Raw genomic sequence first — 19,781 nt, forward strand, 5'->3', positions numbered from 1 at the left:
GGCCGGCGTGGCCTCAGGCGTGCGGACCGACACTGACGGTCCCGATGGTCAGCGACGCCTTACCCTCCAGGATCTCGCCGATCCGTTCGACCTCCTCCGCCAACGCCCGCTGCTGGGCGGCACCGAGCGTCCCCAGCGGCTCGACGGCGACCCGGATCGAGCGGCCGGAGCGGCGCTGATGCCACACACCGGCGACCACCCCGTCCACCAGCAGCACCGGATAGTTGCCGGCCTGGCCGCCGGCGAGCGCCCGCTCGGCGGCGGGGCCGGGGAAGAGCCGTTCGCGGGGGTGGCAGCCGACCACGTACGCGTCGAAATACGGCAGCAGCCGCAACCCGGACGGCCGGTCGTCGGGGAACTCGGTGTCGCCGGCAGCCACCCAGGCCGGGGTGCCCTCCACCGTCACCTCGGTCAGGTGCAGCGAGTCGAACAGCAACGTCGCCCACCCCGGGGGCACCGCCAGCCACCGGGCGAACTGCGCCGGGGTGGCCGGCCCGTACGCGTGCAGGTAGCTACGGACGAGGGCGGCCAGGGCGGCAGGGCCGGGCATCGGCGCGAAGTCGGGCAGCCACCGGGTCGGGCTGGTGTACGTGGTGGCCCGACCGCGATTCGGGCCGAAGCAGATCACTCCGCCCCGGGAGGCGGCGGTCATCGCGGCCATCCAGCGAGGCCATTTGTCCTGGAACGCCTCCATGACCAGGTCGCCCGCCCACGATCCGGTGCGGGCGACGATCTCCTCGGTCAGCTCGGCGCTGGTCAGGTCGGCCTCGGCGACCGCGTCGGCGATGGCCGCGAGGACCTGCTCGGTCTGCCGGGGCGTCAGCAGGACCGCGCTCCGCTCCCAGGACGGGGCCGGCAACGCGGTCAGCGCGCCGACCCACATCGGCAGGTCCGCCGCGGCGAGCAGGTGCACGGTCCCGCGCGGCCCACGGGTCTTGACCAGCGTGCGGTCTCTCCACAGTGCCCGGCGCACCTGGTCGCGGGTCGCTCCCGGCACCCGCAGCCCGATGGACAGTTCGGCGGCCGACGCGATCTGGGCGTGCGCGCCGCAGATCGCCGACACCACGTCGGCCATGCGTCCGGCGTCCGGTGCCGGGTCCGGTTTCGGTGTGCGGAGCCGGTGCCGCGCAAGCCGTCGGGCGGACACCTGATCCCAGCTCAGCTCGGTCATCGCAGGCCCGCGAAGAACGCGCGGATGTCCGCCGCGTGCGCCAGAGGCTCGTCCATCGCCACGAAGTGGCTGCCCGGGTTTCCCTGCGGCCAGTGGACGATGGTGTTGTCCCGCTCGGCGAGACGGCGCATCAGCGCGGACCCGCCGCCGTACACACCGGACGGCACCCGCCGTTGACCGGTGGGCCAGGCGAAACCGCCATCGTCGGCGATGGTGAGTCGCTCGTACATGGGCCACGACGACGTTCCCGACGTGCCGGTGAACCAGTAGAGGCTCACATTGGTGAGCAGTTGGTCCCGGTCGATGGCCTGCTCCGGTGTCGGCACCGTCATGGTGAACTCCTTGAACTTCTGCATCATCCAGGCCAACAACCCGACCGGCGAGTCGTTCCAGGCGTACGAGAAGGTCTGCGGCGCCGCTCGCAGCAGCGCGTGATGGTCGACGCCGCCGCTCATCCACTGCTGCATCTGCTCCCACTCGCCGCGTTCCGCCGCGCTCATGTCCGGCACGTCGGCAGCGGTCGGGAAGCCGAACCCGCCGTCGATGTGCACGCCGACCACCTGATCCGGCGCCACAGCGGCCACCCGCGGCGCGACGTACGCACCGAGGTCGCCGCCCTGGGTGCCGTAGCGGTGGTAGCCGAGGCGGGCCATCAGCTCCGCCCACATCCGGGCGAGCCGGTCGATCGTGAACCCGGCCGGGGGTGCCTGGGAGAAACCGTAGCCGGGCACTGACGGCACCACCAGGTGAAACGCCTGTGCGGGATCCCCACCATGAGCGCGTGGGTCGGACAGCGGGCCGATCAGCTCGGTGAACTCGACCACGGAGTTCGGCCAGCCGTGCGTCACCAGCAACGGCAGGGCGTCCGGCTCCGACGAGCGGACGTGCAGCAGGTGCACGTCCAAGCCGTCGATCTCGGTGACGAACTGGGGGAGGTCGTTCAACCGCGACTCGTACGCACGCCAGTCGTAACCACTCGCCCAGTACCCGGCCAGCTCACGGAGGTAGTCCACCGGCACCCCCCGGCTCCAGCCGGCGCCGGGCAACGAGCGGGGCCACCGGGTGCGGGAGAGCCGGTCACGCAGGTCGTCGAGGTCCGACTGCGGGATGTCGATGCGAAATGGCGTCATGCCGGAAACGCTACGGCCCATATAGGACAGGGTCTGGCACACATGGCTGGCATTCTGGAACCATGTCCGACACCCCCGCCCGACTGCTGGGCCTGCTGTCACTGCTGCAGACGCCCCGCGAGTGGCCCGGCAGCGAACTGGCCACCCGGCTCGGCGTCAGCCTGCGCACCATCCGCCGCGACGTGGAGCGACTACGCGACCTCGGCTACCCGGTGCAGGCGACGATGGGTGCGATCGGTGGATACCGCCTGGTCGCCGGCAAGGCGATGCCGCCACTGTTGCTCGACGACGACGAGGCGGTGGCGATCGCGGTCGGCCTGCGCACCGCCGCCGGTCATGCGGTGGCCGGCATCGAGGAGGCCTCGGTACGAGCGCTGGCGAAGCTCGAACAGGTGCTGCCCTCCCGGCTGCGTCACCGCGTCAGCGCCCTGGGGGCGGCGACCGAACCGCTGCTCACCTGGGAGCGACCGACGGTCGACCCGGAGCACCTGAGCACCCTGGCCGCCGCCGTCAACAACCGGGAGCGGCTGCGGTTCACCTACCGCCGTCGCGACGGTGTGGACGCCGAACGGCTCGTTGAGCCCTACAAGCTGGTGTCGGCGGGCCGGCGCTGGTATCTGGTGGGCTACGACAACGACCGCGACGACTGGCGGATCTTCCGGGTCGACCGGATCACCGCCCTCCGATCCACTGGGACCCGGGTCGCCGCCCGGCAACTGCCGGCGTCGGACGCCGCCTCGTTCATGACGGAGAAGTTACTTGAGCTGACCCCCGTCTACCGGGCGGTGGTGACGCTGTACGCGCCGGTCGAGCGGATGGCGGGCCCACTCGGCGGCGCCGGCTTCGACCTGGAGCCGATCGACGCGACCTCGTGTCGGCTGCGCAGCAACGCCGACACGCTGGAGTGGCTGGCGTGGCGCCTGCTGACCCTCGGTTGCGACCTGGAGGTGCACGAGCCGCCCGAGTTGATCGCACACCTGCGGCAGCTCGGCAGCCGGGCCACCCGCGCTGCCAGCCCATCCGCAGGGTAGGACGGCCGACCGGCCCGGGGCGTCGGCCCGCCGGCCCGCCGTACGCTTGATGGAGCACAAGCGTTCAGAACGGGTTTTTCGGGGAGGAACTGGACGTGACGCAGAGCGACGCGGAGCTGGTTGTGCTCGCGCAGGCGGGCGACGCGGCCGCGCTGGGGGCGCTGCTGGCCCGGCACGAGGCCGGGATGCGGGCCGTCGCGTTGAGCGTCCTCGGTTACGGGCCGGACGCCGAGGACGCGGTGCAGGACACGATGGTCGTCGCCCTGCGTCGCATCGGCGAGGTCCGCGACCCGAACGCCGTCGGCCCCTGGTTGCGGGCCATCGTCCGCAACAACAGCCGGATGGCGTTGCGCGGACCCAGAGCCGTCCCGGTCGCCGAGCCGGAGTGGTTCACCCGGCCCGCCGACACACCCACCCCGGAGGAGGCGCTGGACCGGGCCGCGATGCGCGACTGGGTGTGGCACTCCCTCGGGCAACTGTCCGAACCTGACCGGCTCGTCACCCTGCTGCGCTACTTCAGCGACGCGTCCTCGTACGAGCAGATCGCGGCCGTGTGTGGCGTGCCGGTCGGCACCGTCCGCAGCCGCCTCAGCCACGCCCGCCGTGCGCTCGCCGGCGGCCTCCGCACGGCGGCGGACGCCGCGCACCCGGACGTCACCGCCTCGAACGACTCGCGATGGCGCGAGGGCCGCGACATGATCACCACGGCGATGGGCGGCGACTTCGAGCGGGTGGTCCGCGAGAGCTGGTGGCCGGACGCCGAGATGATCGTGCCGGGCGGCCCGCGCGGTGGCCGTGACCTGGCGATCAACGGGATGAACCGCGACCTGGCCGCCGGCGTACGGCAGCGGCTGCGCAACGTGGTGACCAGCGGCGACGTGCTGATCTGGGAGACCGACCTGATCAGCCCGCCCGACGACCCGGAGCACTGCCCACCCGCGGCGCTGTGGTTGCAGGTGCTGCGCGAGGGCCGGGTACGCCAACTCACCCTCTTCCACCCCGCCCCGGCGCGGGTCTGAAAAAACTTCCCCGACCGAGCGAACTTTCCTCCCGACCCGCGCATCTGGTCCGCGTCATGCACCAGTCGCCGTGTCGGCGGACGCCGCGCGGGTCTCGGATCGGGAGATAGTTCATGGGTTTCACCAGCCACGACGTCAGCGCCCTCGCACCCGGTGCCCACACGTTCACAGTGGATGGCGTTCGGCAGGTCTACCACGTCGCCGGCACCGGCCCGGTCTGCGTGGCGCACTCCGGCGGCCCGGGCATCGGGTGGGCGTACCTGCGGACGCCCAGCCTTGAGGCGCACTTCACGATGGTCTACGTCGAACCGGTGGGTACGGGCGCGTCGGGGCAGCTCGACAACTCCGACGATTACCGTCTCGACACGTATGTCCGGTTCCTGCACGCCGTCGTCGAGCACCTCGGCGAACCCCGGGTGTACCTCCTCGGGCACTCGCACGGCGGTTTCGTCGTCCAGCGGTACGCGCTCGCGCACCCGGACCGGATCGCCGGCCTCGCCCTGTACGACACCTCGCCCGTCACCGGCGCCGAGTTCTGGGCCGAGGCCATGGCCGGCCTCGCCGCCTACCCGCAGCGGCACCCGGATCGGCCGGAGGCGGCGGCGGTCCCGGCCGCCTTCGCGCAGATCGGCGGCGCGACTGACGACGAGTCGCTGGGAGCCGCGCTGCGCGCCGCCCTGCCGGTGTACTTCGCGGACTTCTGGGGCCGACAGGACGAGTTCGTCCCGTTCCAGGCGGCCGTCCGAATCTGGGCGACGCCCGCCGGCGCGCAGGACCCCACGCCCTTCGACGTCCGGGAGAACCTCGGTGAGATCACTGTGCCCGTCGTGGTGATCGTCGGGGCGTACGACTTCATCTGCGGCCCCCGCTGGGCCGAGCAGTTGCACGCGGGGCTTCCGGACTCGCGGCTGGTGACGTTGGAGCGAAGCGGACACTTCGCGCACATCGAGCAGCCGGTGGAGTTCACCGACGCCGTGGCGGAGCTGCTGAAGCGGTGACCCGCAGCGGCACCGCCCGCCCCGAGGTCCGTTCGTCACACCGGGCAGGCCTCGCGGGACGTGCGCGTTGCACGGTCATAGGCTGAGCGCTTTGCTGCACCGGAACGAAGAGGAGACCGCCGTGAGCCAGACCGAACGAGTGGATTCCGTCGACGAGTGGAACGTGGCCGAGGACGACGGGGTCCTGGACGCCTCCGACACCCTCGACGACGACCGGGTCGGCGACCCCCTCGACACCGGCATCATCGCCGAGGACCACTGGACGGCGGCGAACCGGTTCGGCACCACGCCGGCCGAGGAGCGGGCGGGCGAGTCCCTGGAGCAGCACCTCGCCCAGGAGGTGCCGGATGTCGACCCCTACGCCGAGGGTGGCGACGACGAGGACGAGCTGACCCGCCGGGGGTACGAGGCGGAGGCGCGCGCCGGCCGTCTCGTCGCCTACGACGAGGGCGTCCGCGAGGACGACGAGGCCGAGTCGGTGGCGTGGGACGCCGGCATCGACGCTGGTGCCGCCAGCGCGGAGGAAGCGGCGATCCACCTGGTCGAGGACCCGGACGGGCCCGGCGACGGTCCGTTGCGCTGACGCCGTACCCGCCGCGCCCAACACCTCAGGAGGTGCCGGGCGCGGCGGGGTCGGTCAGTGGATGACGACGGGCGTCCTGACCTGCTCGCCCTGCGGGTCGTCGAGCTGCGCCGGCTGACGTCGTCGCGGCAGGAACGCCGCCGGGATGAGCGTGAGCACAACAAGCGCGAACGCGACCCAGAACGTGCTGGCGAACGACTTGGCGGCGAAGTCGAGCCCGCGCTCGATGAGCGACGGGTCCACCGGCATCTGCTGAAGCAGCTCCGGCCGCTGCTGGGAGGCGATGGCCAGCCCGGCCTCGGTGACCGGCTTGCCGCTCTCGTCCACCAGGCCGGGGATCTGCCGCGAGCCGTTCAGCTCGTTGGTGAGGATCACCGACATCACGGCGGCACCGACCGAGCCGCCGATCTGCTGGAGGATGTTGACCAGCGTCGAGCCGCGGGCCACGTCGTTGGCCGACAACGTCCGCAGCGCCGACGTCATGATCGGCATCATCGTGCCGCCCATGCCGAGGCCCATCACGAACAGCGAACCGCCGAGCAGCCAGTACGACGTCTGCGGGTCGACCTGGGTGAAGCCGAAGAACCCGACGACGATGAGACCCAGCGCGAACGGGACGGTACGCCCGATCGGCACCCGGTCGGCCAGCGTGCCGGCGATCGGCATGGTGATCATCGCGCCGATGCCCTGCGGGGCCATCAGCAGGCCGGCGGCCAGCGTCGACTCGCCGCGCACCTGCAGGAAGTAGCTCGGGAACAGCAGGCCGGCGCCCATGAACGCGATGATGAACACGAACATCGTCACCGACGCGATGGTCAGGCTGCGGTTGCGGAACAGCCGCAGGTCGAGCAGCGGGTGCCGGGGCTTGAACGAGTAGAGCACGAACGCCACCACCAGCGCACCGCCGACCAGCATCGGGGCCCAGACCTTGGCCTCGGCGAAGGTGCCCGCCTCCGGCAGGGACGACACGCCGTAGAGGAAGAGGGCGAGGCCCGGCGAGAGCATGAGCATGCCGACGAAGTCGAACGACTCGGACGGCTCGGGCGCGTCCTTCGGCAGCGCGAACTGCGCGTAGATCAGGGCGATCACGCCGATCGGCAGGTTGATCAGGAAGATCCAGTGCCAGCTCGCGGTGTCGATCAGCCAACCGCCGAGGATCGGGCCGCCGATCGGCCCCAGCAGCATCGGGATGCCGAGCACTGCCATCAACCGGCCGATCCGGTGCGGGCCGGCCGCCCGGGTCATGATGGTCATGCCCAGCGGCATCAGCATGCCGCCGCCGAGGCCCTGCAGGACCCGGTAGCCGATCAGCTCACCGATCGTGTCGGCCATGGCGCAGAGCCCCGACCCGATGGTGAACAGGGCCAACGCCACCATGTAGAGCCGTTTGGTGCCGAACCGGTCCGCCGCCCACCCGCTGAGCGGGATCACTGTGGCGAGGGCGAGGGTGTAGGCGGTCATGGTCCAGGCGACGCGGGCGTAGGACGCGTCGAACTCGTTCTGGAATGTGGGCAGCGCCACGCTGACCACCGTCACGTCGAGGATCGACATGATCGCGCCAAGGACGACGACGCCCGCCACCTTGAGCACCGCACCGTCGAGTTTGTCCGATGTCGCGATGGATTGCTGTGTCACTAACTCTCCTGAAGTCGATTGAGCCGGCCGATGGTGGGCGGTGGCGGCGATGCCGCGCCTACCGGGCGCGGGGCGCGACGTACCAGGGCAGCGACGCGCCGAGGCAGACTAACCGCCAGTTGTGACGATTCGCCGCCGGATTTCGTGACCGGCCGGCCGCGTATCCGAACGGCCGCCCATTTACAGCCGCTCGTCGGGGTGGCGATCAGCCAGCCGAGCCGCGAGCTGGAGACAGGTCGCGAGCTGGAGACAGGTCGCGGTCCGGATCAGCGCGGCGAGGGCCGGGATCGGCTGTGCGGCGGCCACGCTGGTCACTCGATCGGCCCGCTGACCGGGGTGCTCGTTGGGTGCTGTGGTGGTGCTCACGTTCGTCGGTGGTAGTGGTTGCGGCGAGGGACCTGTTCGGGGTCGAGCCAGGCCGGTGGCACGAATTCGGGGTGGCCGTCGCCTGCCAGTCGCACGGCCCAGTCGCTGTGGTGCAGGTGCCGGTGGTGGTGGCCGCAGAGCAGGACGGCGTTGGTGAGGCTGGTGTCGCCACCGTCGGCCCAGTGGTGGATGTGGTGGGCGTCGCACCAGCGCGGCGGTCGGTCGCAGCCCGGGAAGGCGCATCCACCGTCCCGCAGCACCAGAGCACGTCGTAGCGGGCCGGCGATGAGACGACGTTGTCGGCCGAGGTCGAGTGGTTGGCCGGCGCCGCTGAGGACGGCGGGAAGAATGGCGGCGTCGCAGGCGAGGCGGCGCACGGCCTCGGGGCTGAGGTGCAGGCCGGTGTCGAGGGTGCCACTGCCCAGTTGCCGGCTCAGCCCGTCGTAGCTGGTGGTGACGACGATCTGGGCCGAATCACCGCCGTGCTCGGGCAACTCGCCGGTGCGCAGGGCGAGGCGGCACACGTCGCTGAGAGCGTCGTGCCGGCGTTGCCCGGGAGAGCGCTGGTCATCGGGGCCGGTTGGCGCGCTGAGGGGGTCGATGGCGGCGCGGAGCAGCCCCGCGGTCTCGGCGTCGAGGATGCCGCTGAGTCGCAGGCGACCGTCGGTCTGCTCGGAGAGGGTGAGGTGACGGTCGCGGATGGCGCGGCGGGCTTCGGCTTCCAGGGCGGCTTTGGCAGCGGCGTCGGCGATGCCGGGTGCGACGTGGTCGAGGATCCGGGTGCTGAGTTTGCGTAAGAGGGTGGGATCGAATTGCCCGGCCCACTCGACGAGCACTCCGAGGGCCTTGTCGGCGGCCTCGGGACCGGCGGCGGTCTGCACGCTGTCGACCGTGTCGGCGATGACCCGGGCCTGGTCGACGGTGATGTGGCCATCGGTCAGTGCGTGGCGTACACCAGGGTTGCCGGTGTCAAGGACCTCGGCGAGGTCGACGAGGCGGCGGGCGGCCGGGATGCTGAGGCGTAACCGTTCGCGAAGCCAGACCGCGGTGGAGGAGGCGCCCTGCGCGGTGGCGGTGCCTCGGCCGTCAAGTTCACGGATCAGGGCCAGTTTCACCGCGGCGAGACGCTGCTCGATGCGGTGCACGGTGTCGAGCGCGGCGATCAGCTCGTCCTCGGACTGTGCCCAGGTGGCCGTTTCGGCGCAGGCCGCGATGGCATCCTCTGCCTGCGCCAACCCGTCAACCATGACCCGAGACTAGAACAGGTGTACGACGCTTCTGTCATCATGATCGATCCGCGACAGGCCCGGCCCGGGCGGCAGGCCGGCCAGCAAACGGGGACTCCGCGCCGACGGCCCCGCCGCCGTAGGCCGGCCGGTGGAGGGATGCCACCCGTGGCCCTTGTAGCGGGCCAACGACGGGCCCAACGGGATCAGGCATTGGCAAGACCTGGCAGACCGTCACGCCAGACGCGCATCCCTCCACCGGGCCAGCCTGGTCCTCGCCGCCGCCATCATCTGGCTGCCACGACTGACAGAGAACTAGCTGCTGCGTTTGCTGGCGTCGAGGGCAGCCTGCTCCACCCGCTGGCGGTGGTCCAGCCACCATGACTCGTCCACGGGGGGCAGGTTGTCGTTCTTGGGCAGCAACCCGGCAGCGCCGTCGACGAGCTCGCGCACGATGTCAGCGTGGCCGGCATGCCGTTGGGTTTCTGCGATGACGTGGACCAGGACGTGGTGCAACGTGACCGCCGCATCGCCCCACCACGGCACGTGGCCGACCTCATCCAGCGCAAGGGCTTCGATGGTGGTGTCGGCGTGGGCGATCGCGCGACGGTACAGTCCGACGATCTCCTCGCGGGTCTCATCGGCGGTCGCCCACATGTCGGCATTGGGCTCCGCCCCGTCGCCGACGTAGGGCAGCTCCTGCTCGAACGGTCGGCCGAACACGACGCCGAAGTACAGGATCTCCATGGCCGCCGCGTGCTTCACCAGACCGAGCAAGTTGGTAGCGGTCGGGGTCAACGGACGCCGAATGTCGTATTCGCCGAGCCCGTCGAGCTTCCACAGCAGCGACTCGCGGCCGCCCTTCAGGTAACTGCGCAGGTCCGCCTTCATCGCGGCACTATGGCATCCGATCTGGTGTCGGCGCTGCTCCGGACGATCGACGAAGCTCGTGATCGGTAGGACCTACGCCGTGATTACCGGCACGGCGGCGGTGAGTGCCCAGTCGTGACCGATGTCGGCGGCCGCGCGCAACAACTTCGGAAGGTGCTCCTCGCGCAGGGTCTCCAGCGAGGTCTCGGCGGCGTGCACTGTGACGTTGATGGCGGCGACGACCCGACCGTCGCCGTCGCGTACGCCGGTGGCGACGGACCGGATTCCCGGTGCCAGGTCCTGGTCGGCGAGCGCCCAGCCCTTGGCCCGGACCTCGCGCAGCACAGCGTCGAGGTCGCCCGGTGCGGGCTGCCAGCGCGGCGTGATGCCGGAGCGGCTGGGCTCGGCGAGGACGGTCGCCAGAGTGTCCGGTGGGAGGGCCGCGAGCAGCACCTTGCCCATCGACGTCGCGGGTGCCGGGAAGCGGGTGCCGATGGTGACGCCCAGGGTGACGATCTTGGGGACGGCCACCCGGGCGACGTAGACGATGTCGCTGCCGTCGAGCTGGGCCATCGAGGTCGACTCGTTGGTCTGCGCGACGAGCTTCTCCATGTGCGGCCGGGCCACGTCCCACATGTTCAGCGCGTTGACGTACGCCATCCCCAGCTCCAGGACGCGCGGGGTGAGGGTGTGGCCGCGGCCCACGGCGCGGACGTAGCCCAGCGATTCGAGCGTGATGAGGATGCGCCGGACGGTGGGGCGGGCCAGGCCGGTGGCGGCGGCGAGCTCGCTGAGCGTCATCGAGGGGCAGGCGGGACGGAAGGAGCGCAGGACGTCGAGGCCACGGGCGAGAGCCTCGATGAAGTCGGGCCCGGCGCCCCTTCCGTTGTCACTCATGTCCTTAATGCTTCCATTGCGCCGACCCGGCGTCCCACTCGGTGTACTGGTACGGGTTCTCCAGGATCGCGGTCTCGGGGACGTCCGGGTTCATGCCCCGCTGCCACGCCTCCTCCCCCATCGTCTCGCGCAGGTGGTCGATGGTCGCGGCCACCCTGGCCCGGGCGGCGGCGAGGTCGACGCCGACGAGTCGGCCGTCCCGCTTCACGACCCGGCCATCCACCAGCACCGTGTGCACGTCGGCACGCTGGGCCTGGAAGACGACGTGACCGTGCGGGTGCAGGATCGGGAACATCGCCGGCGAGGCGTCGTTCTTGATCAGGACGATGTCGGCCTGCCGGCCGGGGGTGAGCGCGCCGATGGTGGCGTCCATGCCGAGCGCGCGGGCGCCGCCTCGGGTGGCCCACTCGACGACCTGCTCGGCGCGCAGGTGGCAGTGGGTGATGGTCTCCTGCTTGGCGTGCGCCTCCAGGTGCTCCCGGGAGCGGTCGGCGCCGAGCGTGCTCCGCATCGCGGAGAAGAGGTCGCCGCTCCACCACACGCTGGTGTCCATCGACAGTGACACCGGGATGTCGTGGTGGCGCAACTGCCAGGTGGGTGGGTAACCCTGGCCGGCGCTCTGCTCACTCTCGGTCGAGACGGAGACCGAGCCGCCGGTCGCGGCGATCCGGTTGTACGAGTCCTGGGTGAGCGTCGCCGCGTGCACGTACACGGTCGACGGGGTCATGAACCCGTTTTCGTGCATCAGCCGGATGCCGTCGTCGTTGGTGGCTCCCCACACGCCCGCGTGGGTGGTCACCGCGACGCCCAGCTCCCGGGCCACCTCGAACGCGGCCCGCTCCGGGAAGGCGGGGTCGCCGGTGACGTCGAACGCCAACTGGAAGCCTGCCAGCTTGCCCCCGTCGAGGCGGCGGCGGTGGAAGTCGCGGAACTCCGGCGAGGTGGCCCACTCCCAGGGCCCCTGCTGGATGTTGCCGTAGGCGAGCACGAACCGACCGTCGATCGCCTCCAGGGCGTCCACGGCGGCGTCGGCGTGCTCGGGTGTCTGCAACCCGTGCGACCAGTCGACGGTGGTGGTGACGCCGGCGTCGATCGCCTCGATCGCGCCGAGCAGGTTGCCGGCGTAGACGTCCTCGGGCCGAAACAGCTTGCCCGACTCGAGGTAGTACCAGACGAAGTACTGGGTCAGGGTCCAGTCGGCGCCGTACCCGCGCATCGCGGTCTGCCACAGGTGCCGGTGGGTGTCGACCATGCCGGGCATGAGGATGCCGTCGGTGGCGTCGATCTCCAGGGCGTCGTCGGGTGCGGTGAGGCCGACGCCGACCTGCGCGATCCGGCCGCCGACGACCAGCACGTCGGCGCCGGGCAGCACCGTGTGCGCGTCGTCCATGGTGAGAACCAGGCCGTTACGGAAGACCACCGGCCGGTCGGTTGCGCTCATTCGCCACCCATTCCTTTCGGAGTACGAGGGGAATCCGGACCGTTGTCCGCTGTGCGGCCAGCCCGAGTGGCGCAAGTGTGGTCCCGGTCACCATTGGTGTCAAGAGTGTGGTTCCACGCGACAAACGCACCGTTGACACGCGTGGTGAGGTATCGCAAGCTGTCCCGGCGGACAGGTGTCCGCAGAACGGGCGGAAACATGGTGCAGCATTCGACAGGCCCACTGGCCGGCCTGCTCGTCGCGGACTTCTCCCGGATCCTCGCCGGGCCGTACGCGACGATGCTCCTGGCCGACCTGGGCGCCCAGGTGATCAAAGTGGAGAGCCCCGGGGGCGACGACACCCGCACCTGGATGCCGCCCACCCGCGACGGGGTCTCCACGTACTACCTCGGCATCAACCGCAACAAGCGGTCCGTCGCCCTGGATCTCAAGAAACCCGACGACCTGGCCGCCGCGCAGGAGTTGGCCCGCCGCGCCGACGTGCTGATCGAAAACTTCCGGCCCGGTGGCCTCGCCCGGTTCGGCCTCGACTACGACACCGTCACCGCGCACAACGACAAGATCGTGTACGCGAGCATCAGCGGCTTCGGCACCGGCGCCGGTAGGGACTTCCCCGGCTACGACCTCATGGTGCAGGCAATCTCGGGCCTGATGAGCCTCACCGGCGACCCGGACGGCTCGCCGTACCGGGCCGGGATCTCCGTCTTCGACGTGATGGCCGGGCTGCACGCGAGCATCGGCATCCTCGCCGCGTTGCACCACCGTGGCGAGACCGGACGAGGTCAGCACGTCGAGGTCAACCTGCTCAGCTCCGCCCTGTCCGGGTTGGTCAACCACTCCAGCGGCTACGTCGCCGGCGGCACCGTCCCGTTCCGGATGGGCAACGCGCACCCCAGCCTCTTCCCGTACGAGCCACTGCCCACCGCCGACGGCGAGCTGATCGTCATCGCCGGCAACGACGGGCAGTTCCGCAAGCTCTGCCAGGTGCTCGACCTGCCCGACCTGCCGGACGATCCGCGTTTCGGCCGCAACCAGGACCGCACGGCCAACCGCGAGCAGTTGCGGCCCCTGCTGGTCGAACGGCTCGCCAAGCGGACCACTGACGAGTGGTTCCGGGACCTGCTCGCCGCCGGCGTCCCCTGCGCGCCGATCAACACCATCGACGGTGGTGTGGCGCTCGCCGAGGAACTGGGGCTCGACCCGGTCGTCACCGTCGGCGACGTGCCCGGCGTCCGCAACCCCATCACCTTCTCCGACACCCCGGCCCGGTACGAGCTGCCGCCGCCGGGGCTCGACGAACACGGCGAGGAGATCCGCGCGTGGCTGAAGAACTGAGCTTCCCCACCGGAATCGGCACCTCCGACCCGACCACCATCTCCCTGCTCGGGCAGGACCTGGCCGCCGACCTGATGGGCACCGTGGGCTTCGGCGAGCTGGCGTACTGGCTGGTCGCCCGCCGGCGCCCCACCCCGGGTGAGGTACGGGTCTTCGAGGCGGTGCTGGTGGCCCTCGCCGACCACGGCTTCACCCCGACGGCGATCGCCGCCCGGCTGACGTACCTGTCCGCGCCCGAGTCGTTGCAGGGCGCGCTCGCAGCCGGCCTGCTCGGCGGCGGCTCCCGCTTCCTCGGCGTCACCGAGGACTGTGGACGCTTCCTCGCCGACACGCTCGCCCAGGTCGGCGAGGTGACCGACTACGACGCGGTGGCACTTGAGGCGGTCACCCGGGCCAAGCAGGAGCGTCGGCTGGTCCCCGGGCTCGGGCACCCGGTGCACAAGGAGCAGGACCCGCGCACCCCCGTGTTGATCAGGATCGCCACCGAGGAGGGTCTGCGCGGCCCGCACCTGCGGCTGTTCGAGGCGATCGGACGTGTGCACCCGCAGGTGCTCGGCCGCACCCTGCCGCTCAACGGCGCCGGAGTCTGCGGCGCGGCCCTCGCCGACCTCGGGCTCCCGGTCGAGATGCTGCGCGGGTTCGCTCTGCTGGCCCGCGCGGCGGGGCTGCTCGGGCACCTCGCCGAGGAGCGACGACGACCGCTCGGCATGGACATCTACCGCACCGTCGACCGCAACGCCGTCTACGAACCCTGACCCCCTCTTGCACCCCCGAAAGGAGTGGGAATGGCCTCCATCGTCGCGGTCATCGCCTCCACCCACCACCCCTTCTACTACCGGGCCAGCACGGCCACCGGCGAGGATCGACCACCGTTCGCCGACGAGTGGACCCGCAAGATCCTGGCGTTCCGGGAGACGTTGACCCGGGCCCGACCCGACGTGCTGGTGATGGTCGGCTCCGACCACTTCCACCAGCTCTGGCTGGACAACATGCCGCAGTTCCTGGTCGGCAAGGCGCCCCACTACGACGCCAACTGGTACAACGAGGAACGCGAGTTCGGGCTGCCCCGGATGCTGCTCACAGGCCAGGAGGACCTGTCCGGCCACATCCTGCGGGCCGGGCTCGACGCCGGGTTCGACCTCGCGTTCAGCAACGAGCTGCGCATCGACCACAGCATCACCTGCCCGATCATCACGCTGCGGCCCGAGGCCGACCTGCCGATCGTGCCGATCTACACCAACATCTTCGCGCCGCCGCTGCCGCAGCCGAAGCGCTTCGTCCAGCTCGGCCAGAGCATCCGCGACATCGTCGAGTCGTGGCCGTCGCACCTGCGGGTGGCCGTCATCGGCACCGGCCACCTCTCGCTGGAGCTGGGCGGCCCCCGGCAGTTCGGCCCGCACGGCCCGGACCCGGAGTTCGACCAGCGGGCCGTCGAGTGGATCGCCAACGGCGACCTGGACGAGTGCCTGCGCGAGGTCACCCTGGACAGCCTGCACTCACCGGGCAACGCCACCCACGGCTTCATGGACTTCATGCTGATGATGGGTGTGGCCGGTGCCGGCGTGAAGGCCGACTACGTCGACACCCTCGATCTGTTCCACACCATGGAGGCGTACTTCACCTGGTACCCGAACGGAGCGCCGTCGTGAGCAAGTACCTGCTGAACAAGTTCCTCTTCATGGTCGACCGGGACCCGGAGCTGGTCGAGCGCTACCGCAGCGAGCCACGCGAGCTGGTCGCCTGGTGGGAGGCCGAGTGCGCCAACACGGTGCTGAACTGCCACACCGGCGAGGCGAGCACCTGGCTGCGCTTCGACGACGTGGAGCGCGAGGCGTTGGCCACCCACGACCACGTGAAGCTCTTCGAGTTGGGCGCGCACCCGTTCCTCACCCTGACCCTCTTCATCGCCCTCTTCGAGCGGGACAACACCGAACCGCTGGAATACCAGAAGTCCTTTGGCGCGCGGCTGGCCCACTTCTCGATGCCCTACCCGGACATCGCGACGTGATCCGCGCGGCAGTGCTCACCGCCTGCGGCACCGCACCGACGATCGCCGAGCGGCCGGCGCCCGTGCCGGTCGACGGTGCGGTGTCGATCACCGTCGAGGCCGTGCCGATCACCCCGCTGGACGTGCTCTGCGCCAGCGGCACCAGCTACTTCGGACCGCCGAGCACCCCGTACGTGCCGGGTGTGCAGGGGGTCGGTCGGCTCGCCGACGGCACCGCGGTCTGGTTCGGCACGTCGGCCGGGATGCGCTCCGGTGTCGACGGCAGCATGGCGACGACGGTCACCGTGCCGACCGTCGACGTGGTGACGCTGCCGGCCGGCGTACCGCTGACAGTGCTCGCGGCCCTCGGCCTCTCCGCGGTCGCCGCGCACGCGGCGCTGACCCACGCCGGCGGCCTGGCGGCTGGCGACCAGGTCATCGTGCTCGGCGCCGGGGGTGTGGTCGGGCAGGCCGCCGTTCAACTCGCCCTGCTCGGCGGCGCCCGCCGCGTCATCGCCGTGGCCCGGTCGGCCGCGGCACGGGCCCGCGCCGAGGAGCTCGGCGCCGCCGTCGCCGTCCCGTTGCTCCCCGACGACGATGTCGCGTCGATGGCCGACCGGCTGCGCCACGCCGCCGACGGGCCGGTCGACCTCGTCCTCGACCCGGTCTTCGGTGTCCCGGCCGCGGCGGCGCTGCGGGTGCTGCGCCCGGGTGGGCGGCTGGTCAACCTGGGCAGCGCGGCCGGCGCGACAGCGCCCATCGAGTCCGCCGTGCTGCGCAGCGGCGCACTGCGGATGATCGGCTACACCAACAACGGGTTGTCGACAGCCGAGCGGGCCGCGGCGCTGACAGTGGTAGCCGGCCACGCGGCGGCCGGCCGGCTCACCGTCGACCACGAGATCGTGCCGTTCGACGCCATAGCGGACGCCTGGGCCCGGCAGGACGGCGGCAGCACCGCCGGCCGGATCGTCCTCGCGCTCTGAGGGGGCCGGGCCCCAGCCAGGGATCGCGGAACCCTGGATAAACCGCACCTGGTTGGGGTTCCGGCACGGTGTGACGGTCGGTGCATGACACCTTCCACCTACACCGTCGCCGGCCACTGGATCGGTGGCGAGACCGTCACCGGCTCCGCCGGCACCCTTCCCGTCGTCAACCCGGCCACCGGCGAGGTCGTCGCCGAGACCCCGGCCGGCACCGCCGCCGACGTCGACCGCGCCGTCGCCGCTGCCCGGGCCGCCTTTCCGGCCTGGTCGGCGACCACTCCACAGCACCGGGCGGACGTGCTGCGCCGCCTCGGCGCTGGCCTGGCCGCCCGCACGGAGGAGATCGCCCAGGCGATCACCGCCGAGATGGGCTCCCCGATCGGTATGTCCCGGACCGCCCAGGTCGCCTTCCCGGCCGCGGTGGTCGAGTCCATCGCCGGCCTGGCCGACGACTTCGCCTGGACCGAGGAGGTCGGCAACTCGCTGATCGTCCGCGAGCCGATCGGCGTGGTCGGCGCGATCACACCGTGGAACTTCCCTCTTCAGCAGATCGTCTCCAAGCTGGCCCCGGCACTGCTCGCCGGCAACACGATGGTCTTCAAGCCGTCCGAGAACGCGCCGCTGACAGCGCGCATCCTCGCCGAGGTCGCCGCCGAGGCCGGCGTACCGGCGGGTGTCTTCAACGTCGTCTACGGCACCGGCGCGACAGTCGGCGAGGCGATCTCCGCCCACCCGGACATCGACATGATCTCGTTCACCGGCTCCACCCGGGCCGGGCAGCGGATCTCCGCGGTGGCCGCCGCGACCGTCAAGCGGGTCGCGCTGGAGCTGGGCGGCAAGGGCGCGAACATCATCCTCGACGACGCCGACCTGCCCGCCGCTGTCGAGCGGGGCGTGATGATGGCGTTCAGCAACGGCGGTCAGGTCTGCGGCGCGTGGCCGCGGATGCTGGTGCCCGCCTCCCGTCAAGACGAGGCCGTGGCGTTGGCCGTCGAGGCCGCGAAGCAGTACACCGTCGGCGACCCGGGCGACGAGACCACCCGGATCGGCCCGCTGGCGTCCGAGACCCACCGGCAGAAGGTCGTCGGCTACATCGAGCGGGGCATCGCCGACGGGGCGCGGCTCGTGTTCGGCGGCCCGGAGCGACCCGAAGGGCTGCCCGTCGGGGCCTACGTCCAGCCGACGATCTTCGCCGACGTCGACCCGACCTCCGCGATCGCCCAGGAGGAGATCTTCGGCCCGGTGCTGACGATCATCCCCTACGCCGACGAGGAGGAGGCCGTGTCCATCGCCAACGGCACGCTGTACGGCCTGACCAGCGGCGTCTTCGGTGAGCCGGAGCACGCACTGGCGATCGCCCGGCGGCTGCGCGTGGGCCAGGTCGACGTGAACGCCGGCCACTGGAACCCGCTGGCCCCGTTCGGCGGTTACAAGCACTCCGGCAACGGCCGCGAGTTCGGCCGGCTGGGCCTGGAGGAGTTCCTGGAGACCAAGTCCATCCAGCGCTGACCGCCCGCCCGCAGCCCCAAGATCGTGCTGGATCGTGAAGGTGGTGGCCTCGGAAGCCCCACACCACTACCAGTGCGATCTTGGGCGGGCGGAACACCCTGCCGGGTCTCCCCTGTTGCACCCGATGCGCCGGTCGACAGCCGGCACCCACCGATCGGAGACACCGTGGACCGCGCCCAACTCGCCAGCTTCCTGCGTACCCGCCGGGAGGCGCTCCAGCCCGAGGACGTCGGTTTGCCCCGGGGCCCGCGTCGGCGCACCGGAGGGCTACGGCGCGAGGAAGTCGCCACGTTGAGTGGGATGTCCACCGACTACTACAGCCGGTTGGAGCAGCAGCGCGGGCCGCACCCATCGGAGCAGATGCTCGCCGCCCTCGCTCGTGGCCTGCGGCTCTCCCTCGCCGAACGGGATCACCTGTTCCAGCTCGCCGGTCACGCCGTTCCGCGCCGGGCGGTGCGGGCCGACCACGTGAACCCGGGAATGATGCGGATCCTCGACCGGATGCACGACACCCCGGCCCAGGTGGTGAACCATCTCGGCGAGACCCTGGCGCAGACCGCGCCGGCCGTCGCCCTGCTCGGTGACGAGACCCGGTACACCGGGTTGGCACGCAGCGCACATCACCGCTGGTTCACCGACCCGACGGCACGGCAGCTGCACCCCGAGGAGGACCACGAGACGCAGAGTCGCCTGCTCGTGGCGCACCTGCACGCCTCGTACACCCGCGACGGCCGGGGTTCGCGGGCGGCGGCACTCGTCAACGACCTGCTCGCCAAGAGCCCGGAGTTCAGCCGCCTGTGGCAGGAGCACCCGGTACCCGGCGGCTACTGCCCGCCGAAGCACTTCCTGCACCCCGAGGTGGGGCCGATGGAGCTGCACTGCCAGACGCTGGTGGACCCGGATGAGTCCCAGACGCTGCTGGTCTTCACCGCCGTGCCCGGGTCGGAGAGCGACGACAAGTTGCGGCTGCTCTCCGTCATCGGAGGCCAGCTCGTCTGACCGCTCAGCAGGACCCGCCGTCACATGTAGGTGAGGCTGATCCAGAACGCCCCGGCAGAGGCCACGAGAAGACCGCCGAGAGCACCTCCCGTCAGGACCAGCGCTGGGGCGAGCCGTAGACGGACACGCAGTAGGAGGTACACGCCGATGGCGACGATGAAGGCGATCACGGCGAGGTAGACCACGAACAGGGCACTCGCGGTGATCACGATCGTCGCGCCGGCGGCGAGCAGGCCCGCCCACCGGGCACCGAGCTCGCGACGGAAGACAAGATAGGTGACAGCGCCGCTGAAGAGGGCGACGAACATCAGCGCTGCGGGCAACGCGAGCCTGGCGAGCATGAGCATGAGCAGGAAGCTCGCGGCGAGGGCAGCCGCCACGCCAACGGCGGCCAGAGCAGCCCGTTGTGCGCCGCGCTCACGCAGCAGAACCAGGTAGGCAACGGCGCCGCCGAACACGACTGCACCACCAATAAAGATCATGAGATTCAGGTCCACGGTTTTCCTTCGACGGGGAACGAGCGGTCGTCGTCGCGCTAGACGCTTGGCGCGCGTGACAGCCTGGCGACCGCCGCCCGCCACGCCGGAACCCCCGCCCGAAC

Annotated in this window: 20 protein-coding genes; 11 read left to right on the plus strand and 9 right to left on the minus strand. The window is 71.1% G+C overall.

All coding sequences use genetic code 11. From position 1 onward, the window contains the following. Nucleotides 1–13 precede the first annotated feature (13 nt). Together IW249_RS27780 and IW249_RS27785 are read right to left on the minus strand one after the other, a co-directional pair. Nucleotides 14–1,171, minus strand: a complete 1,158-nt coding sequence (locus IW249_RS27780; RefSeq protein WP_231392673.1) for a winged helix DNA-binding domain-containing protein — start codon at nucleotides 1,169–1,171, stop codon at nucleotides 14–16. After that, entirely contained in the window at nucleotides 1,168–2,301 is a 1,134-nt protein-coding gene (locus tag IW249_RS27785) for an epoxide hydrolase family protein (RefSeq protein ID WP_196923458.1), read from the minus strand. The genes IW249_RS27780 and IW249_RS27785 overlap by 4 nt, the downstream gene beginning before the upstream one ends. Nucleotides 2,302–2,363: 62 nt before the next feature. On the opposite strand from IW249_RS27785, the gene IW249_RS27790 reads away from it, so the two are divergent. The 4 genes from IW249_RS27790 (at nucleotide 2,364) to IW249_RS27805 (ending at nucleotide 5,932) form a co-directional block, all read left to right on the plus strand. Beyond that, a complete protein-coding gene (locus IW249_RS27790) occupies nucleotides 2,364–3,332 on the plus strand; it encodes a helix-turn-helix transcriptional regulator (RefSeq protein ID WP_196923459.1) in 969 nt (322 codons plus the stop codon). 95 nt (nucleotides 3,333–3,427) lie between these two features. Further along, entirely contained in the window at nucleotides 3,428–4,351 is a 924-nt protein-coding gene (locus IW249_RS27795) for an RNA polymerase sigma factor (protein ID WP_196923460.1), read from the plus strand. 113 nt (nucleotides 4,352–4,464) lie between these two features. Further along, on the plus strand, nucleotides 4,465–5,349 hold the full coding sequence (locus tag IW249_RS27800; protein WP_196923461.1) for an alpha/beta fold hydrolase: 885 nt from the start codon (nucleotides 4,465–4,467) through the stop codon (nucleotides 5,347–5,349). Nucleotides 5,350–5,470: 121 nt separating this feature from the next. After that, entirely contained in the window at nucleotides 5,471–5,932 is a 462-nt protein-coding gene (locus IW249_RS27805; protein ID WP_196923462.1) for a DUF5709 domain-containing protein, read from the plus strand. 54 nt (nucleotides 5,933–5,986) lie between these two features. Here IW249_RS27805 and IW249_RS27810 read toward each other — a convergent pair whose 3' ends face one another. The 6 genes from IW249_RS27810 to IW249_RS27835 form a co-directional block, all read right to left on the minus strand. After that, nucleotides 5,987–7,567, minus strand: a complete 1,581-nt coding sequence (locus IW249_RS27810) for a DHA2 family efflux MFS transporter permease subunit (protein ID WP_196923463.1) — start codon at nucleotides 7,565–7,567, stop codon at nucleotides 5,987–5,989. Nucleotides 7,568–7,747: 180 nt separating this feature from the next. After that, a complete protein-coding gene (locus IW249_RS27815) occupies nucleotides 7,748–7,933 on the minus strand; it encodes a hypothetical protein (RefSeq protein WP_196923464.1) in 186 nt (61 codons plus the stop codon). Continuing rightward, a complete protein-coding gene (locus IW249_RS27820; RefSeq protein ID WP_196923465.1) occupies nucleotides 7,930–9,180 on the minus strand; it encodes an HNH endonuclease signature motif containing protein in 1,251 nt (416 codons plus the stop codon). The genes IW249_RS27815 and IW249_RS27820 overlap by 4 nt, the downstream gene beginning before the upstream one ends. A 294-nt stretch (nucleotides 9,181–9,474) precedes the next feature. Beyond that, on the minus strand, nucleotides 9,475–10,050 hold the full coding sequence (locus IW249_RS27825) for a DinB family protein (protein ID WP_196923466.1): 576 nt from the start codon (nucleotides 10,048–10,050) through the stop codon (nucleotides 9,475–9,477). A gap of 72 nt (nucleotides 10,051–10,122) precedes the next feature. Next, nucleotides 10,123–10,926 (minus strand): IclR family transcriptional regulator domain-containing protein, encoded by an 804-nt coding sequence (locus IW249_RS27830; RefSeq protein WP_196923467.1) that lies wholly within the window; start codon nucleotides 10,924–10,926, stop codon nucleotides 10,123–10,125. A gap of 4 nt (nucleotides 10,927–10,930) precedes the next feature. Then, complete coding sequence (locus IW249_RS27835; RefSeq protein ID WP_196923468.1) at nucleotides 10,931–12,367, minus strand: amidohydrolase family protein; 1,437 nt, start codon at nucleotides 12,365–12,367, stop codon at nucleotides 10,931–10,933. Between the two features lie 198 nt (nucleotides 12,368–12,565). Here IW249_RS27835 and IW249_RS27840 point away from each other — a divergent pair, with 198 nt between their 5' ends. From IW249_RS27840 to IW249_RS27870, 7 genes are all read left to right on the plus strand, one after another. Then, a complete protein-coding gene (locus IW249_RS27840; RefSeq protein ID WP_196923469.1) occupies nucleotides 12,566–13,702 on the plus strand; it encodes a CaiB/BaiF CoA transferase family protein in 1,137 nt (378 codons plus the stop codon). Beyond that, nucleotides 13,687–14,457, plus strand: coding sequence for a citryl-CoA lyase (locus IW249_RS27845; RefSeq protein ID WP_196923470.1), 771 nt, complete (start codon nucleotides 13,687–13,689; stop codon nucleotides 14,455–14,457). The genes IW249_RS27840 and IW249_RS27845 overlap by 16 nt, the downstream gene beginning before the upstream one ends. Before the next feature lie 30 nt (nucleotides 14,458–14,487). After that, on the plus strand, nucleotides 14,488–15,351 hold the full coding sequence (locus IW249_RS27850; protein ID WP_196923471.1) for a DODA-type extradiol aromatic ring-opening family dioxygenase: 864 nt from the start codon (nucleotides 14,488–14,490) through the stop codon (nucleotides 15,349–15,351). After that, nucleotides 15,348–15,710, plus strand: a complete 363-nt coding sequence (locus IW249_RS27855) for a hypothetical protein (protein ID WP_196923472.1) — start codon at nucleotides 15,348–15,350, stop codon at nucleotides 15,708–15,710. The genes IW249_RS27850 and IW249_RS27855 overlap by 4 nt, the downstream gene beginning before the upstream one ends. Next, a complete protein-coding gene (locus IW249_RS27860; RefSeq protein WP_196923473.1) occupies nucleotides 15,707–16,672 on the plus strand; it encodes a quinone oxidoreductase family protein in 966 nt (321 codons plus the stop codon). The genes IW249_RS27855 and IW249_RS27860 overlap by 4 nt, the downstream gene beginning before the upstream one ends. A gap of 84 nt (nucleotides 16,673–16,756) precedes the next feature. Next, the gene (locus IW249_RS27865; RefSeq protein ID WP_196923474.1) at nucleotides 16,757–18,181 is read left to right on the plus strand and encodes an aldehyde dehydrogenase family protein; all 1,425 of its coding nucleotides are present in this window, start codon (nucleotides 16,757–16,759) and stop codon (nucleotides 18,179–18,181) included. A gap of 165 nt (nucleotides 18,182–18,346) precedes the next feature. Then, nucleotides 18,347–19,180, plus strand: coding sequence for a helix-turn-helix transcriptional regulator (locus IW249_RS27870; RefSeq protein ID WP_196923475.1), 834 nt, complete (start codon nucleotides 18,347–18,349; stop codon nucleotides 19,178–19,180). A 20-nt stretch (nucleotides 19,181–19,200) separates the two neighbouring features. Here IW249_RS27870 and IW249_RS27875 read toward each other — a convergent pair whose 3' ends face one another. Beyond that, nucleotides 19,201–19,677, minus strand: a complete 477-nt coding sequence (locus tag IW249_RS27875; RefSeq protein ID WP_196923476.1) for a hypothetical protein — start codon at nucleotides 19,675–19,677, stop codon at nucleotides 19,201–19,203. Nucleotides 19,678–19,781: the final 104 nt, after the last annotated feature.

Origin of the sequence: Micromonospora vinacea (assembly GCF_015751785.1) — a bacterium.
Lineage (GTDB): Bacteria > Actinomycetota > Actinomycetes > Mycobacteriales > Micromonosporaceae > Micromonospora > Micromonospora vinacea.

Coding starts and splice junctions, on each gene's coding strand:
- IW249_RS27780 (WP_231392673.1), bottom strand. CDS start 1,171: ATGACCGAGCTGAGCTGGGATCAGGTGTCCGCCCGACGGCTTGCGCGG.
- IW249_RS27785 (WP_196923458.1), bottom strand. CDS start 2,301: ATGACGCCATTTCGCATCGACATCCCGCAGTCGGACCTCGACGACCTG.
- IW249_RS27790 (WP_196923459.1), top strand. CDS start 2,364: ATGTCCGACACCCCCGCCCGACTGCTGGGCCTGCTGTCACTGCTGCAG.
- IW249_RS27800 (WP_196923461.1), top strand. CDS start 4,465: ATGGGTTTCACCAGCCACGACGTCAGCGCCCTCGCACCCGGTGCCCAC.
- IW249_RS27820 (WP_196923465.1), bottom strand. CDS start 9,180: ATGGTTGACGGGTTGGCGCAGGCAGAGGATGCCATCGCGGCCTGCGCC.
- IW249_RS27825 (WP_196923466.1), bottom strand. CDS start 10,050: ATGAAGGCGGACCTGCGCAGTTACCTGAAGGGCGGCCGCGAGTCGCTG.
- IW249_RS27830 (WP_196923467.1), bottom strand. CDS start 10,926: ATGAGTGACAACGGAAGGGGCGCCGGGCCCGACTTCATCGAGGCTCTC.
- IW249_RS27835 (WP_196923468.1), bottom strand. CDS start 12,367: ATGAGCGCAACCGACCGGCCGGTGGTCTTCCGTAACGGCCTGGTTCTC.
- IW249_RS27840 (WP_196923469.1), top strand. CDS start 12,566: ATGGTGCAGCATTCGACAGGCCCACTGGCCGGCCTGCTCGTCGCGGAC.
- IW249_RS27850 (WP_196923471.1), top strand. CDS start 14,488: ATGGCCTCCATCGTCGCGGTCATCGCCTCCACCCACCACCCCTTCTAC.
- IW249_RS27865 (WP_196923474.1), top strand. CDS start 16,757: ATGACACCTTCCACCTACACCGTCGCCGGCCACTGGATCGGTGGCGAG.